Origin of the sequence: Nocardia pseudovaccinii NBRC 100343, assembly GCF_001613225.1 — a bacterium.
Taxonomy (GTDB): Bacteria; Actinomycetota; Actinomycetes; order Mycobacteriales; family Mycobacteriaceae; genus Nocardia; species Nocardia pseudovaccinii.
The window spans coordinates 1-15557 of sequence record NZ_BDBY01000429.1 but is presented as its reverse complement, the minus strand read 5'-3'; the positions used below and the strand labels follow the sequence as shown (position 1 = coordinate 15557).

Genomic DNA, 15557 nt, shown 5'->3' with positions numbered 1-15557 from the left:
TCGAAATGAGGGTGTTGCACCTCGGGTTGCGTCACCGATCCGGCAGAAATCGATCGCGGCAATCTGCCCATACCTGACGTATCGCAGCCATCGGTGGGACCGCACACCAGATCAACTGGCAACCGGCAGATGCTGTGTTGGTGGTGGGCACGGCCTGGAGGCAGGTGCAGGGCAACACCTGGCGGTCTCCTCCAGACCGTGCGGTTCCCTGTTGCGCTGTCGGTTTTCCGCGCGGCAGGGTGCTCATCAGGTGTTGTGCTGGGGTGGAATTCGTCGGCGAGGTCGGCGACGTCGTCGCTGTTCGGGGTGGTCGGCTTCGTCGGTCGTTTCTGGTGAGGGTGTGCCGGGCGGGCGGGGGAGCGGTTTCGTTGGTTTGCTGGTTTGGTCTATTGCGGTGGTGATGTCGGAGGCGGTGAGGAACCACGTCCGGCCTGCCTTGTGTCCTGGTAGGTTGCCTGTTCTGAGCTGTATGAGGTACCAGCGTCGTGATTTGCCGAGAGCCTGCGCGCCTCCGTCGACTGGGTATGTGGGCTCGTGTGACCTCGTGACCGGCTTCGGTGGACGGTTAACTTGGACGACTATCCATCTGCGACAATCTGATTGGATGCCGGGTGAGACTGTCGCAGGTGCGATGTCGAAGGCGGCCCGTCGGTGTCGGCGAGCGATAGGGGCGGCGCTGCAGCCGATTCTGAGGGATAGGGATCTGGCCGGACGCGGGATCGTGACCTTTGCGTCCGGAAAACGCTTGTTTGCATTGAGTTGTGACCTCGTTACAGGCCGATCCGCGAGTCTTCCCCTATAGCAATGAAAGCGTGTTGGACGCGGATTCGCCAGTCCGAGTGCGGCGGTCGGTTCAGATACGTGCGGTACGTAGTTATCTGAATCTGCACTGAGTTCCGGGGCTGTCCCTAACAGCAGCCTCAGCCAGATCCATGATCACTCTGGTCATGATCACCAACTGATTCGTGTCGTCGAATCGACTGGAGTCACTCGACCGCAACGGTTTCGCTGATCTGTGGTCGGTCGTGTCCGAGTTCTGGTCGGCGGGCGGCTTGCACGGCTGCGGCGGGCGCGTTGACGACACGCTGCTGCGCAGTAGCGGCGGGGACGTCCGGTGTTCGCGGGGCAGTCGGCACATCTTTTGAGCGACCGGCCGGGATGTGAAAGGGGTTGCGCGGCTGGGTTTGTCAGTGCTCCATGCGATCGTGAGCTGTCGATCGATTCTGGGGTTCTGGTAGTGATCACCGAAAATCCAACCTCCAAGTGCTGTTCGACAGGTGGTCGGTCGAACCCAAATCATCGAGGCAGCACCGTCCGTCGAACGTGACACGCCTAGCTCCGTCGAGGCGTCGAGCACTGCGTTTCTCGTGATGAGAAGTTACTGACGCATCGCCGAATCGCTTCTGCCCGCACGTGACCGCGCGGTAGGTTCGCGCGAAACGGGAAGGGGATTGGGCTGTGAAAGACCCGCATGATCAACTGGAGTTGGCGAAGCCCGACCTGTGGGGCGCAGCCGCGGTCACCGCGGCCTTCATCGCGCTGATCCTCGGTGTGCTGACCGGAATCGCCGGAATCCTGTGGATCCTCTATGTACTGGTCGATATCGAAGATCGCGCCCGCGAATCGTCAGTCGAGATTGGCCAGTACACCAACCTGATCATCATGGGGATCGTCGCCGTGGCCATCGGCCTGCTCTGGTTCGTTGGCGGATTCCTGCTGCTGGCGGAAAAGACTACGGGCCGAGTCCTGTTGATCCTTGCGTCCGGGGTGGGGCTGATCGCGAGCATCGCGCAACTGTTCAACAGCGGTTTCGCCTACTTGTTCATCCCGATCACCGTGAGCCTGCTAATACTCGTTCTGTGCGTGGTCCCGGCAACAGGCGGCGAGATCGCGGCGGACGAATCCGAGCCGAATCCGCTCGCACACGGCCAGGACCAGTACTGAATTCGCCCACCCGAGGGCGAGATCGGCGAAGCGCGAAGCCAGGTGACCGCCAGCCATTCGTGGCCGTGAAGGTCATCAACGACGATCGGCCCGTGAAGGCCGGTCGGCCTGATCCGGCTGCAAGGCCAGCCGCTACGCGAACTTCATTGGAATTACTACGGGAACCCTGAAGGGGAGCGTGTTGAGCGCCGGGTCGCGGACCGGGGTCAGGCGGGGACGCCGGTGTACAGGTCGTAGGTGCCGTCGGCCTGCAGCTCGCAGACGTAGTGGGTGCCGCCGGTGCTGGGTGACTGGCCGTCGGCCTCGCAGGCGGCCAAGGTGGCGTAGTTGCCGATGTAGGTGCCGCCGGGGTTGGCCGCGGCGATGCCGGTGACGAGGGCGGCGGTGGCGCCGACCGCGAGGAGGCAGGTGGCGAGGGTGGTGGCGATCTTGTTCATGGCTGTCCTCTCGGTCGTTGTGTCGAGCATCAGATACGGAACAGTCTGTTTGTGGAGATTCGGAGCCGCTAGGGTAGTGATCTACTCGATCGTGGGGCTGGCGCGATGACGGTGCGCGATGTCGGAGCCCACCGGGAAGGCTCGGGTCGATCTCGACTGATCGAGCTGTGGTGTTGCAGGTTCGAGCCATCGACCTCGTCGAACTCGACGCAACTGCCAGAGGTTGTCGGCGTAGGGGCGGAGATCGTTGATGCGGTCAAGAACGGCCACCGAGAAATAGGCGCACAGGCGCTGTGACACGAACGAAAACGGCCACGCCGTGATGGCGCCGTCCAGTTGGCGATTTACGCCCAACCCATAACTACGCAGCGCGCCCGACCGCAGATGACATTCCCATCCCAGGTCACTATCGGTGGTCAGTCGGGTACGGCATCGTATCGGTTGGACGAGTTCGCTTCTGCCGCAGCGGATCCTGCTACGCTTGGGTTCAGCGGGACGTTGCTGATCGTGGACGGGGAACACATGGAACAGAGCGACGAGTGGGACACTCTGGTCCAACTCATTGCCGAGAACAGTTACGGCGCGCACATTGAGCCCGACAGCATCAGCATCAAGGTCTTGGACGCTGAAGAAGACTGGGCCGCACCGGATGTCGTGATCAGACGGGTAGTCACCACGAATCGCGGGGATTGGATCCACATCGATAGGCCATTCGCCAGGGCCGACCAGGTCGATCTCGTGGCCGTACTCACCAAGATCGGCAGCACGGGCACTATCGGCGGGCTCGTCGTGGTGGGTGAGCAGGTCATGGTGCGACACGCGCTCCGGCTCACCGAGGCCCTCGAGTTCGATGACGACGACGACGGCCCCAGGTATGACCAATCATTGAGCGATATCGTCGACGCGGCCAGGCTACTGGGGCGGCAACTCGCCGGGCACGACGACGACTAGCTCGGTGGGTTCGGCTTCGAGGCTCGCCGGTCCAGTGCCGAGCTCGGGCACGTATTCGTAGATCGCGGAGCGCGTCGAGAACGCGTGCGATCGATGACACCGTGGCATCGGGGCGGGTAAGCATGACGCGAGCGTGCGCGGTCTGCTCCGGGGACATAGCTGGTGGGCGACCGAGGCGCTGCCTGCGGGCGCGAGCAGCGGCCAAGCCCTCGTTGGTGCCGTCGACGATGAGTTCGCGGATGAACTCGGCGAGTGCGGCGAAGACGTGGAAGACCCGGCACCCGCCCGGTGTGGTGGTGTCGAGCGCTTCGTGTCGGGACCGGAAATCCGGTGCCGCGCTTGCGGAGTCCGGCGACGATCGAGATCAGATCCTGCAGCGAGCGGCCGAGCCGATACATCGACGGCACCACTAGGCTCCCGCCGGGGCGCAGGTAGTCGAGGCAGCGCCACAGTTCGTCACGGGTCGACATTCTTGCCAGATTTCTTGTCCGCGAAAATCGTCTGACACACGGCTCCGCGCAGCGCGAATATCTGCCGGTCGAGGTTCTGGCCCTTGGTCGGGACCCGCCCGTAGCCGACGAGCGCACGGCCCCGCCGATCGGATCGAGGGCATCGCCGTCGAGGACGAGCGCGGGCTGGCGGTCGAGGGTGTCGGTCGTGCCCGGACTGTACGAGAAAGGTCCGACATTGATGATGTATGAGCGTTCCCGCGCTGGTCGTGACCCTGGGTCCGACTGACACCCTGCTGGGTTGTCCTGAACTTGATCTGTCCGGCTGGTCGCGGGGCGTGTGTTGTCTCCCTGCACCGGAGCAGGAGCGGACATGACTTAATCAGGAGCCTGGCAGTTCCCTCGTCAATGTCTTGTCTGCCCGCCCCCGCTTCGGCGTTGGACTCCCGGTCGAAAACGAAGGAGCCATGCCCAGCATGACAGAAACCCGCGAGGTCGTCGCCGGTGTAGACACCCACACCGACACCATCCACGCAGCCGTGATCACCACGACCGGGCGCCACCTCGACGACCGCGAATTCCCCACGACACCGGCCGGTTACCGCGCGGCCGTGGCCTTCCTGACCGGACACGGCGGCCTCATACTGGCCGGAGTCGAGGGAACTTCGAGTTACGGCGCCGGGATCACCCGGGCGTTGACCGCGGCCGGGGTCGAGGTGTGTGAGGTCATTCGCCCCGATCGCAGCGATCGCCGTCGCCGCGGTAAATCCGATCCGCTCGACGCCTACACCGCCGCACGGATCGCCTTGGCCGGTCGTGACGTCGCAACACCGAAAGCCGCCGACACCCTGGCCCTGCGCGCCCTGCTCAGCACGCGCCGATCGGCGGTCAAGGCCCGCACCGCCGCGATCAACCAGATCAAGGCCCTGCTGGTTAGCGCTCCCGATGCGATCCGCGAAAAATACCGTAGGGCAACAACATCGGTGCTGATCACCACGCTGGCCCGCTGTCGGCCCGCCGCCGTCGGCGACTCTGTCGCCGCCACGGTGCTGACCACGGCCAAGGCACTCGCGCATCGTGTCGAGTTCCTCGAAAACCAGAGCACCACACTGACCGAACAGATCGACCGGCTCGTCACCGATCTCAATCCCGCGCTGCGCGCCGCTCACGGCGTCGGCCCTGACACCGCCGCCCAGCTCATCGTCACGGCCGGGACGAACCCGCACCGCCTGAACAGCGAGGCGGCCTTCGCCGCCCTCTGCGGGACCGCGCCGGTCCCGGCATCGTCGGGAAAAACCAACCGCCACCGGCTTTCCCGCGGCGGAGACCGCGCCGGAAACAACGCGCTGCACCGCGTCGCGCTCGTGCGCATGTCCAGCCACCGGCCCACCCGCGACTACGTCGCACGCCAGACCGCCCAGGGCCGCAGCAAACTCGAGATCCTGCGACTGCTCAAACGCGCCATCGCCCGCGAGGTATTCAAGCTGCTCACACAGGCGATCGCCATCCCGGACTACCGCGACCTGCGGCCTGCCCGGCAAGCCAAGAACATCACCGTCACCGCCGCCGCTCACCACTTCGGCATCTGGCCCACCGCCATCTCCCGCATCGAGCGTGGACTCCAACGCGACGACGACTTCGCCGACACCTACCGACACTGGCTCGCTGCGGCTTGACAGCAATAGGAGCATCATTGTTGGACAACAAGGGTTTTCAACACGTTTTTCAGACACCCGCCGAACGAAGGCGACCAGGGATGCGGGTGTCGACGATGCGACGTCGGTAAAATGAACGATTCTCGACACTCGGTCTTCACCGGCGGTCAGGATGTCGCGACAACGGAGGCATACCGCTCTTCGCGGCCGAGCTGGACCGGCCCGTGCGTTGATCGTCGAATTCATCAGCGAGCATCAGGGTCGGCGGGAGCCCGTGGCCTGCGATGGGTGTCGAGTCGGTCTGCGCCGTGCTCACCAAGCTCGGTGTCGAGATCGCCTCAGCGACTTGTTGCATCGGCTCGGCCGGTTCGACTGACGGCGAGAGATAGAGAAGGACGAGGCAGTCGTGGCTCGGCAGCATGGGATGTGTCACCTGTGACAGCATCCATGCGCCATATCATCGGCGACTTCCCGCCGGGCGAGGTGACGTTCGCCCGGATCGAAGTAGCGCCTTTCAGCCCGAGGAGTTCGGTACTACCTTCGGGACGGGTAGTCGCCGACCTGCCCAGCTTTCCGGCTCGGCTCCGTCCGCTATCGCGCGAACCGGCCGATGCCTGCCGGAGGCGATCGAATTGCGGGGTCGGCGTGTGCCTGCGGTACTCGGAAATGGAAGTGGTAAATGGTGATACCGGGCCCGATATCTTGTGCATATTGTGGGGAGGCTGACCATGGACGACCCTCTGCAAATACCGCATCTGAGAGCCACCGCAGACTTGGAACTCCGCCCGTGGTCGTTGTCTGCGGCAGATCTCGAGCTTGTTAGGGAAGCCTCTGCCGACGACCTGATTCCGATAACCACGGTGCCAGCGACCTTCTCGCGCGAGGCCGCAACGCGGTTTGTCGAACGCCAGCGGCAACGAGCGACCGATCGAACCGGATACCCGATGGTGATCGTCCGGCGACGGGACAACACACCACTGGGAAGCATCGACCTGTCCTTGAAGGACATCGACGAAGGCCGCGCATCGCTCGGCTACTGGGTGGTCCGCTCTGCCCGCGGTCATGGCGTCGCCGCGCATGCTCTGGAGGCAATGGCTACCTGGGCGCTGGAAGAGCTGCATATACCTCGGCTCCAGCTCTACGTGGAACCTTGGAACCGCGCTTCGATCCGCACTGCGGAGAGAGCCGGTTTCGAATGCGAAGGGCTCCTCAGATCGTGGCAGAAGGTCGGCAATCGACGCCGCGACATGTTCATGTACGCGCGCCTGGCAACGGGAACCCTCGCCGAGGCGGATCAGGTTTGCACCGGTTAGACCTCAATGACCGGTTGCCGGGCGGTCGCGTGATCGTGAACCGATATCACTGCTGGCACAGTGTTCGATAGGCCCGGGCGGTGCCGGGGTACTCGCCTCGTTGTCGACCTGCACGGCCTCGCTTGTAAAATTGGTCGAGATATGCGTGGTCTGCGTTTGTACGCACAGCCAGTGGATAAATCCGCTCGAGAACATCTGATGAATCGCTCACCCTCTCTATGAGAGGACCGTCCGATGGGTTTTGCAGAGATGCGCCGATTCCGGCGTGATCCGTTGGGTTTCCTCGAAAATCTGCGCCGGATCAGCCCGGTAGAGGTTTTCGCGCTGCCGTGGGGCGGGTGGTGTGTCGGCGATACGGGTCTGGCGCTGAGGGTGTTGAGTGACCGCGCTTTCAATGCGGGGAAGTCCGGGTTCTTCGGTTCTATGCTGCCTTCCCGGTCTGCTCAGGTCGAATTCGGCCGCGCGGTGCGCGCGTTTCTGCGGACGCATACGCCCGAGTATCGCGAGTCCCTGACGGCGGCGGTGATCGAAATGCCCTCCGTCACCCGCTGGCCAGCAACGGGGGTCGAGCTGGTGTATCGGTGCACCGCGGACGTGTTGCTGCACCCCGATGGTTCTCCCGAGTTGCGGCAGTTACTGGAGCGAAATGCGCGCGTGGGCGCGCTTCGCCCGGCCCGAATGGCGCAGCGGGCGCGGGCGCAGCTGTTGCGCGCCAAGCTGTCCACCGCGCTGAACGAGCAGATCCGGGACCGGCGCAGCGCCACCGGCCGCACTGCGGAAGCCGAACCACGGGATCTGCTCGATGCCGTGATCGGTGCCTGTCCCGACGGCGTCGCCGATACAACGGTGGCGCAGCTGTATGTGCTGATGTTCCGGTCCATTGTGGGACCGCTGGGCTACTCGCTCGCGTGGTCGGTGCTGCTGGGCAGTCTCCACTCTCCCGGCTCACCATGGCCTTGGCCCGTCGACTGGGTGGTATGTGAGGCCCTGCGGCACCGGCCGGTCTCCTGGATGGTCAGCCGTCCCGTCCCCTATCCCGCCGAGTTCGGGGGGATCGCCTTCCAGACCGGCGACCTGCTGTCGGTCAGCCCCTATCTGCTCCATCACGACAACGAACACTGGACCAGGCCAGGGGCATTCCAACCCGACCGCTGGATTCGACCGAGCGAACACGGCCCATTTGTGCCCTTCAGCTCCGGCCCCTTCACCTGCGCTGGCGCCGCGGTCGCCCACGATCTGGTCACCGATGCGGCCACCACCCTCATCGAGAACACCTCTCTGCGCGTCATCGGCGGCGGTGATACCCGCCCGATCGTGACCAATGCCGCGATCCCCAGGCCGTTCACCCTGCGGCGGTACCCCACAAGTCCTGTCCGCGCCCGACCGAGCCCCAGGAAGGAGGTGACATCATGATCAAGGCATTGCGGTTCATCATCACCAACAAGCCGACCCGTACCTGGGACCCCGCTCAATACGGATGATTCTGCTATCGGCTGGATGGCTCGACCAACGCCAACCAGCTGTCGGTCATCGGTGGCGCCGGAGATGACATCGCGTTCCACCGGGGTCTTTGGAGTGGATTTAGATGTCCCGAAATCCCCAACTTGTTTGGCGGGGATTCGGGGACACCATCGTGGCAGGGGCCCTCAGGTCGCGGCGCAATGATTTCGGTGGCGGCGCTCATCGGTGGCTCTTCGTTTCGCTGGTCGTTTTATTAGAACCGGAACCGCACGATGCGGGTGGAGCGTTTCATGCCCGGTAGCAGGTTCAGGAGGCGGTACATGCGGCGGACGTTCGCGGGCGCCTTGGCCATGAGCACCGGTGAGTCGTTCATCGGTGCCTCGTCGATGTATTCGAGGCGCGGGTGCCAATCGGCCAGTGCGGCTGGATTGTTGAAGCCGCAGTGGAATTGGGTGTCGTATTTGCGCAGGGTGGGGTCCCATTTCGAGGTGCGCCATGCCCAGACCGGCACCGTGTCGAGCTGTATTCGGCCGGTGGGGAAGGCATCGACGACGCTGGTCAGCAGTCGCCGGAGGTCGGTCTCGGTCAGGTAGGGCACCAGTCCTTCGGCGATCATCAGCACGGGTCGGCTGCGGGGGATGCGGTCCAGCCAGGTCAGGTCGGTGACGCTGGAGCTGATCAGGGTGTAGTGCTTTCGCGGTGGCAGGAATTGTTGGCGCAGTTCGATGATGGTGGGGTAGTCCAGGTCGTACCAGTCGACGGTGGCGGGTGGGTTGATCCGGTATACGCGGGCGTCGAGGCCGCAGCCCAGGTGCAGCACCACTGCGTCGGGGTGATCGGCGAGGTAGCTTCGGGCCCAGTCGTCGTGGGTCTTGGCGCGTACGACGGCGGCGAGGCCCATCTGGCTGGTGCCGAATCTGCGGTTGTCGTAGTCGGGGTCGAGGTGGCGCATCGTCTGCTCGGCGTATGTGTCGCCGAGGATCGGGTCCGGCAGCCGGTTGTCGAGTGCTTTGGCCTTGAGGACGGGACTGACGGTCTTCTGCACTCCGACGAGTCCGGTGTCTTTCACGCCAGCGACGGTACTCACATTTTCGGCGCCGCCTATCGAGGCGACGCCCGGCCGCAACTGCCCGATGCCGGATCGTTTCTACGGGTGTTCGCGGGTGTGGACGAGCCGACGACTGTATTGATGCTGTGCCCAGCAGTACAGGGGTCTCGCTACGAGGACGGCCCCCAGCACGGGTGCCCCGGCCGATCAGCACCCGTTGCGCGCTCCCGTTTACTCGGCGCCGGGTGTTGACCGCTGGCTTCCTATCGTCTGGTGCGACACGGGCGCGTTCAGGTCTTCAGCGGCGCGAAGGCCTTGTTCACGATCGTGTGTCGCGACCACGTCGCCGGGTTCGATTCGAGACGACACCTCGGCGGAGAAGACGAGCGAGAACTTGCCCGGCGCGGACTGGTGGAAGTCGAGCGCTTCCAGGGTTCCCTGGTAGGTCGTTCCATCCTTCTTGTGTAACTCGACCTGTTGGCCGATCGTGAAGTCTCCCACTGCCCGGCCGACGACGAACGGGTTCGGTCTGAAACTGACCGGGAAGATGCCTTCAACATAGAATTCGCTCACTACTTATTCTCGTTTCGTCCCAGCGCGATAGCGTTGCCGGAGCGCATCATCGGCGGCGTATGCCTCGTCTTCGAGCTCCTGATCACTTTGTTCGGGGGGTGAAGTTGTATCTGATCACTACCGCGCACGGTGTGTCGGTGGCTTGGTGCCTGGCAGACCCCAAGATCGGCGAAGGCGGGGTTGCGATCGAGTTGATCGGGCGCGCCTGTGACCATGCGATGCTGCCAGCTGAATGCGATCTGATCGGCGATAAAGGCTTCGCGGGCAAGGAGTTTCGGCATCTGTCAGCTCTGGAAGGGATTGACTTTTCCCGCCCCGAACCGCAAGGGCGAGCGCCTTCGGTGTCCTTCGAAAGGGCCGGTTCGAGGTGGCCTGGTTGGCCGAGATCCGATCGGCCAACCAGGCCGCACAGCTCTGCGCTCGAACCGGGCAGGTTCTTCAGTCGCGGGGTCTTCGCGGCACCTACCCGCGGGCTACCCGGTGCCGAGGCAGAGGTGCTATTCGGCGGCTGCCTTGTGCGCGAGGTGTGCCAGCTGTTGCCAGGCAGGTGAGGTGATCCCGACCGAGTCGTTGACCAGGCGAATCAGTGCGGGGTCCAGCTGCGGGGTGGTCCGGCCTGCCCCGGTGCGCCGGTCTGCCAGCCACCGCTGGGTGCGGTCGGCCAGGTCCGGCAAGCGGGGGTCGTCGGTCGGCCAGTCGAACGCTGCGTCGTAGTCGAGGTATATGGCCTGGAATTGCGGATCGTCGATGGTGTCGAGCTTGTCGGTGATCCAGCCCGAGGCCTGCTCGGGAGCCACCGATTGGAGCAGGATCCAGATGTCGCGTTCCATCTGGACCGCACGCTCGCTGACGCCGAGTTGCCGTAGGCGGTGCAGGTATTCGGCGACGTCGGTGGACACGAACAGGCCGTCGCCGCGGCCGAGTTCGGCGATCTGTTCACGGGTGCGGCGGATCTCTTGGGCGCGTTCGGCGAGCTGGTGGTCGATCTCGCTGATCGCCGCGGTGAACTCGCCGGTGCTCGCGGCGAGCAATTGTTTGACTCGCGCAAGGGGGACGCCTGCCCGTGCCAGTGTCTTGATCTTGACCAGTTGGACGGCGTCTTCGGCGCGGTAGCGGCGGTAGCCGGAGGAGTCTCGCTCGGGCTCGGGGAGCAGGCCGCGGTCGTGGTAGACGCGCACGGCTTTGGTCGTCACGCCCGCATACCGCGCGAGCTGTCCGATGGTGATCATGCGCTTTTCCTTTCACCAATGCACCGATCGCCTGCGGCTGGTTTCACGCTCGGGCGAACAGTCGGCCAGCGAGATCGATCCCGGTGACGACGCCGTCTTGGTCGCGGGTGAAGAACCCGCGCTGTCCGACCAGGCCTCCGTCGGTGACGATGTAGTCGCCGGTGTCGCCGGGCAGCAGGCCGAGGGTAGCCGGTGGCAGGTCGGGTGGCAGTTCGGTATCGGTGGCGGCGCGGAACTCCGGTTTGATGGCGCAGGCGATCGTCAGTCCCGTCCCGTCGCTGTCGAGGGTGAGCCGCATCATCTCGTTCTCGTAGTGCCCGACGATCTCCGCTGCCCGCGCCTGGTCGTAGGGCAGCGGTTCCGGGTCGCGTTCGACCACCCCGAGGTAGTGTTCCAGCGCCCAGGTGACCACGGCTCGGTTGAATGCGAGTCCGGCGTCGGGGCCGGCGTTGGACACCACGGTGACGGCGAAATCGTGCTCGGGTACCAGGAGCAGGTCGGCGAACTGGCCGTTGCCCGATCCGCCGTGCCCGATGGTCGAGACACCGTCGATCTCGCGCAGGAACCAGCAGATCCCGAACGCATCTCCCAAGGTGGTCCCGCGCAGTTCCACGGTCTGGTCGCGCATCCGATGCAGCTCTTCGGTGGGCAGCAGGTGCTCACCGGACTCGGTGCGGCCGTCGCCGAGATGGAACCTCGCCCACCGCAGCAGGTCACTCACCGAGGTCGCCACACCGCCGCCGGGGTTGTTGGAGCGGTTGTCCTTCCACTGCCGGGCCACCGTGAGCTTGCCGTCGGCGTCGGCGTTGTGGCCGACCGCGAACCGCCGAGTCATCACATCGTTGACCGCGTAGCAGCTGTGTGCCAGCCCGATCGGCTCGAACAACAGCGAGGAGACGGCTTGCTCGAAGGTAAGCCCGGTGACGTTCTCGACGATGCGTCCGGCCAGGTTGAACCCCGCCTGACTGTAGGACGCTCGACCTCCCGGCTCCGCGATCAGCGGCGTGGCCGCGAGCTCGGCCGCGTGCCGCGCAAGAGCATCGTCGCCTTCGCCGGGATCGACGCCGAGCTTCCATTCCAGCCCGGCCGTGTGGTTGAGCAGCTGCAACACGGTGATTTCATCCGCGGTGGCGAATTCCGGAACATAGCGGTGTACAGGCGCATCCAACTCCACCCGGCCGTGGGCGACCAGCCGCATCAACGCGGTCGCGGTGAACGTCTTACTCACCGACCCCACCACGAACATCGTGTCCGCATCGACCGGCAGCGGGTTGACGATGCTCGTCACCCCATGGCAGGCGAAGCCTTCGCGCCCGTCGGCCAACACCCCCACGGCGACACCCGGCACACCCAGCTGCTCTGCGGCACCGGAAACGAATTCGATCAGTTCCCGCTGTGTTTTCTCGTTCATGCCACCATGCTCGAGCCTTGCCCCTGGGGCAAGGTCAAGTCCTTGACCCGGACGCCTCGGGTCGCGTTCCCACCCAGTCCGGGCCCCGATCCCACGGCGCACCGACCTGATCAGCGCAATCAACCATGAGCAGCGATGACTGCAAACCCGAGTTGTCGACGAACGCATCACATCTTCGACTTCGGGCGCCGCCAAGACAGATTCGTTCATAGGTGCCCCTTGGCGTAATGCTCGAACCGGTCAAGGCGCTCGTCGCCAGTCGCGCGAAAACTCGGCAAGACCGTGCTGAGTTATGTGCTGCGATCATCAACGCCACGGAGATAACACCTGCTACTTCTCAATGTGCACCACCGCATCCACTTTGCAGCTCAGGCGGGGTCGGGATTCCGGGAACCCGTGGTGACCGAGCTCGACTGGCGGACCGCGCGGGCGGTGTTGTTTGACACCGTTGTGGGTTCTGGCGCAAACACCGTTTGCGCCGTGAGGCGCTGTGTTTCGAATGGAGGTGAGAGACCCCCATCGCTGGCCTGTCGTAGCAGGTCGGTGGAGCTGAGGGCAGCCTGATCCGGGTGGTGCCGGGGAGGGTGGGAGCAGCCCTGACAAAGCCGGGACGTGGCCAGTACTGCCAGATGGTGCGGGTCCGGCAAGCGGGATGAAGAGGAGTACGCGAGGAACCAGCGTTGTTACGTCCCTTTATGCGCCGCCTGCTCAAATCTGGCGGATATGGGCAGGATGCGGTGTGTCCCTGCTGTTTACGGTTGCGGCGGGGAACTTCATGGCCGGTTTATGAAAGCTGGTCTGGAGGCCACGGGGAATGTCTACGGCGTACCCGTGGCGATGCCGCAGGGACACAGTTGGGCTCCTACTTCGTCGAGCGAAACACAGTGAACACGGGAACCACTCGGTCAGACTCCCTGGTGGCGCAACAATCCGGTTGCGCCAGTTGGGGATAGACGCACCGACCGTCGAACGGACCGGGTGGGGCGGAGCCGCCGTAGTAGTCCGAGGCCGGGAAAGCCGGTCACATGGCGAAGGGCGGCAGCGGTTTTCGAGAAAGGCGGAGACTGTAATGCCGAAAGACGCGCCACCGAACGGTGACGCCATGCCGGTGGACCCTACGGGGCCGCGCCGGCGGGTATCGGAGATGCAGGCCAAGCTTCACCGTTGGGCGGCGGCCGATCCTGGCCGCCGGTTCGACGACTTGTTCAACTTCGTGCACGACCCGGCAACGCTGATCGTGGCGTTCGACCGGGTCGCGGGCAACCACGGAGCCCGCACTCCCGGCGTCGACGGCATGACCGTCACCGACGTCGACGAGTACATCGGGGTTCCGGGGTTCCTGGACGATCTGCGGACTTCGTTGAAAGATGGGTCCTTTCGGCCGTTGCCGGTGCGGGAGCGCAAGATTCCCAAGCCGGGCGGGTCGGGGAAGGTGCGCCGTCTCGGGATTCCGACGGTGACCGACCGGGTGGTTCAAGCCGCGCTGAAGCTGGTGCTGGAACCGATCTTCGAGGCCGACTTCGAGCCGGTCTCCTATGGGTTCCGGCCCAACCGGCGGGCGCAGGACGCGATCGCCGAGATCCACTACTACGGCACCCGCGGCTATCGGTGGGTGCTGGATGCGGATATCGAGGCGTGTTTCGACCGGATCGAGCACACGGCCCTGATGGACCGGGTTCGGTTGCGGGTCAAAGACAAACGGGTCCTGGCGCTGGTCAAGGCGTTCCTGAAGGCGGGGCTCCTCACCGAGCTCGGCGAACACCAGGACACGATGACCGGCACTCCGCAGGGCGGCATCCTCTCGCCGCTGCTGGCCAACATCGCGCTGAGCGTGCTCGATGAGCATGTGATGGCGCCGTGGAAGCCGGGCGCGACGATGGCCAGCGAGGCCAAGCGGGCATACCGTCGCCGAAAAGGAGCGCCGACGTGGCGGATCGTCCGCTACGCGGACGACTTCGTCGTGCTGGTTCATGGGACCAAGGACGATACCGAGGCGATGCGTGAACAGGTCGAGGAGGTGCTTTCGCCACTGGGACTTCGGCTTTCGCCGGAGAAGACGGTGGTGCGGCACCTGTCGGACGGGGTCGATTTCTTGGGATTCCACATCCAGTGGCGTCGCAAGCGTGGCTCAGACAAATGGTTCGTCTACACCTTCGTCGGTGACCGGCCCATCCGGTCACTGAAGGCGAAAGTTCGTGCCCTGACCCATCGGCTATCGCAGCAGAGCCTGGGATATGTGATTATGCGGCTCAACCAGATTCTGCGCGGTTGGTCCAACTACTTCAAGCATGCCGTGGCGAAGCACCGATTCGCCGTGCTTCAGAAGTTCGTCTGGAGACGGATGATCGTGATGCTGCAAACCCGGCACCATTGGGGTTGGAAGGACATCCGCCGCCGGTTCGTCACCGTCACAGGGCGGTGGCAGCCGATCACTGCGGTGGACGGGACCGAGTTGTTCGATCTCAACAGCGTGACGGTGAGCCGTTATCGCTGGCGGGGCAACAAGATCCCGAACAGATGGACGGCCCTTCAACCAGCCTGACGGCAGAAACCGTGGAGAGCCCGTTGCGTCGAGAGGCGCACGGCGGGTTCGGCGAGAGGTTCGGGGAGACGGAGTCGGAGCAATCCAACCACCGCGCCCCGAGCCTACTCAGCGATCGTGCTGTTCGGCGTTCGACGCTGCCGCACAACTCGACAGCGAACTGCGCGACCGGCTTCGGGGCTGACGCAGGTCACTTACCGAGCGGCATGGACTTCCACAGCGACAGCTTCTGATCGTCGTCGGAGGGGGTGTCGTACTGCTCGATTTTCACCGTGAAGTGGTTGCGGTCGGAATCGGTGCTGAATCCGGTGCAGATCACGCCGTACCGAGCCGAGGGGTCGGTGAATATCAGCTTCATCGGTTCGGAGACATCGGGGTGAATCTCGGTGCGCAGCTGTTCATGCGTGGACGGCGCGTGGATATCCCGGTCCGCGGCCTCGGGAGTGTCGAAATAGGCCAGGGTGAGGGAGAAATCGGTGTTCGCGCTGACGCAGTTGATGACTGCCTTCTCATGGCTGTCGCAGGTGGTGTCGTGCCAGCCGGG

At 64.4% G+C, this 15557-nt stretch carries 14 protein-coding genes and 2 pseudogenes; 6 read left to right on the top strand and 10 right to left on the bottom strand.

Annotated elements, in window-relative coordinates:
* Nucleotides 1–1458 precede the first annotated feature (1458 nt).
* A complete protein-coding gene (locus NP3_RS44950) occupies nt 1459–1944 on the top strand; it encodes a hypothetical protein (protein WP_063047802.1) in 486 nt (161 codons plus the stop codon).
* 206 nt (nt 1945–2150) lie between these two features.
* Here the strand turns inward: NP3_RS44950 and NP3_RS44945 are convergent, their stop codons facing one another.
* Nucleotides 2151–2381: a hypothetical protein gene (locus NP3_RS44945; protein ID WP_063047801.1), complete on the bottom strand. Its 231-nt coding sequence runs from the start codon at nt 2379–2381 to the stop codon at nt 2151–2153.
* Between the two features lie 522 nt (nt 2382–2903).
* Here NP3_RS44945 and NP3_RS49715 point away from each other — a divergent pair.
* Complete coding sequence (locus tag NP3_RS49715; protein ID WP_174566321.1) at nt 2904–3332, top strand: hypothetical protein; 429 nt, start codon at nt 2904–2906, stop codon at nt 3330–3332.
* Nucleotides 3333–3528: 196 nt separating this feature from the next.
* On the opposite strand, the pseudogene NP3_RS51865 reads toward NP3_RS49715, so the two are convergent.
* The 3 genes and pseudogenes from NP3_RS51865 to NP3_RS51745 form a co-directional block, all read right to left on the bottom strand.
* A pseudogene (locus NP3_RS51865) lies at nt 3529–3648 on the bottom strand (recombinase family protein); the annotation flags it as partial.
* Nucleotides 3649–3673: 25 nt separating this feature from the next.
* Nucleotides 3674–3802: pseudogene (locus NP3_RS51860) on the bottom strand (recombinase family protein); the annotation flags it as partial.
* Complete coding sequence (locus NP3_RS51745) at nt 3789–4073, bottom strand: recombinase family protein (protein WP_373864842.1); 285 nt, start codon at nt 4071–4073, stop codon at nt 3789–3791. The gene NP3_RS51745 and the pseudogene NP3_RS51860, both read right to left, overlap by 14 nt.
* Before the next feature lie 184 nt (nt 4074–4257).
* On the opposite strand from NP3_RS51745, the gene NP3_RS44930 reads away from it, so the two are divergent.
* From NP3_RS44930 to NP3_RS44915, 3 genes are all read left to right on the top strand, one after another.
* Nucleotides 4258–5457, top strand: a complete 1200-nt coding sequence (locus NP3_RS44930; protein WP_063047798.1) for an IS110 family RNA-guided transposase — start codon at nt 4258–4260, stop codon at nt 5455–5457.
* A gap of 707 nt (nt 5458–6164) precedes the next feature.
* Nucleotides 6165–6749 (top strand): GNAT family N-acetyltransferase, encoded by a 585-nt coding sequence (locus NP3_RS44920; protein WP_063047796.1) that lies wholly within the window; start codon nt 6165–6167, stop codon nt 6747–6749.
* Nucleotides 6750–6983: 234 nt separating this feature from the next.
* Complete coding sequence (locus tag NP3_RS44915) at nt 6984–8162, top strand: cytochrome P450 (RefSeq protein ID WP_218025075.1); 1179 nt, start codon at nt 6984–6986, stop codon at nt 8160–8162.
* Between the two features lie 301 nt (nt 8163–8463).
* Here NP3_RS44915 and NP3_RS44910 read toward each other — a convergent pair whose 3' ends face one another.
* The 5 genes from NP3_RS44910 to NP3_RS44890 form a co-directional block, all read right to left on the bottom strand.
* On the bottom strand, nt 8464–9279 hold the full coding sequence (locus NP3_RS44910; protein WP_063047804.1) for a class I SAM-dependent methyltransferase: 816 nt from the start codon (nt 9277–9279) through the stop codon (nt 8464–8466).
* A 210-nt stretch (nt 9280–9489) separates the two neighbouring features.
* Nucleotides 9490–9831, bottom strand: a complete 342-nt coding sequence (locus NP3_RS44905) for a hypothetical protein (protein ID WP_063047794.1) — start codon at nt 9829–9831, stop codon at nt 9490–9492.
* Nucleotides 9831–10112, bottom strand: a complete 282-nt coding sequence (locus tag NP3_RS44900; protein WP_063047793.1) for a hypothetical protein — start codon at nt 10110–10112, stop codon at nt 9831–9833. The genes NP3_RS44905 and NP3_RS44900 overlap by 1 nt, the downstream gene beginning before the upstream one ends.
* 216 nt (nt 10113–10328) lie before the next feature.
* Nucleotides 10329–11060 carry a MerR family transcriptional regulator gene (locus tag NP3_RS44895; protein WP_063047792.1) on the bottom strand — a complete coding sequence of 244 codons (732 nt, stop codon included), beginning with the start codon at nt 11058–11060 and terminating at the stop codon, nt 10329–10331.
* Nucleotides 11061–11103: 43 nt separating this feature from the next.
* The gene (locus tag NP3_RS44890; RefSeq protein WP_063047791.1) at nt 11104–12471 is read right to left on the bottom strand and encodes a serine hydrolase domain-containing protein; all 1368 of its coding nucleotides are present in this window, start codon (nt 12469–12471) and stop codon (nt 11104–11106) included.
* A 1144-nt stretch (nt 12472–13615) separates the two neighbouring features.
* Between NP3_RS44890 and ltrA the strand changes: the two genes are divergently transcribed.
* Complete coding sequence (gene ltrA, locus NP3_RS44885; RefSeq protein ID WP_218025074.1) at nt 13616–15013, top strand: group II intron reverse transcriptase/maturase; 1398 nt, start codon at nt 13616–13618, stop codon at nt 15011–15013.
* 190 nt (nt 15014–15203) lie between these two features.
* Here the strand turns inward: ltrA and NP3_RS49575 are convergent.
* On the bottom strand, nt 15204–15557 hold a 354-nt coding region (locus tag NP3_RS49575), incomplete at its 5' end, for a hypothetical protein (RefSeq protein ID WP_169814690.1).

Bases quoted from the DNA above. Each gene is read 5' to 3' on its own strand.
- NP3_RS44945 (WP_063047801.1), bottom strand. From the start codon at position 2,381: ATGAACAAGATCGCCACCACCCTCGCCACCTGCCTCCTCGCGGTCGGC.
- NP3_RS49715 (WP_174566321.1), top strand. From the start codon at position 2,904: ATGGAACAGAGCGACGAGTGGGACACTCTGGTCCAACTCATTGCCGAG.
- NP3_RS44930 (WP_063047798.1), top strand. From the start codon at position 4,258: ATGACAGAAACCCGCGAGGTCGTCGCCGGTGTAGACACCCACACCGAC.
- NP3_RS44920 (WP_063047796.1), top strand. From the start codon at position 6,165: ATGGACGACCCTCTGCAAATACCGCATCTGAGAGCCACCGCAGACTTG.
- NP3_RS44915 (WP_218025075.1), top strand. From the start codon at position 6,984: ATGGGTTTTGCAGAGATGCGCCGATTCCGGCGTGATCCGTTGGGTTTC.
- NP3_RS44900 (WP_063047793.1), bottom strand. From the start codon at position 10,112: ATGCCGAAACTCCTTGCCCGCGAAGCCTTTATCGCCGATCAGATCGCA.
- NP3_RS44895 (WP_063047792.1), bottom strand. From the start codon at position 11,060: ATGATCACCATCGGACAGCTCGCGCGGTATGCGGGCGTGACGACCAAA.
- NP3_RS44890 (WP_063047791.1), bottom strand. From the start codon at position 12,471: ATGAACGAGAAAACACAGCGGGAACTGATCGAATTCGTTTCCGGTGCC.
- ltrA (WP_218025074.1), top strand. From the start codon at position 13,616: ATGCAGGCCAAGCTTCACCGTTGGGCGGCGGCCGATCCTGGCCGCCGG.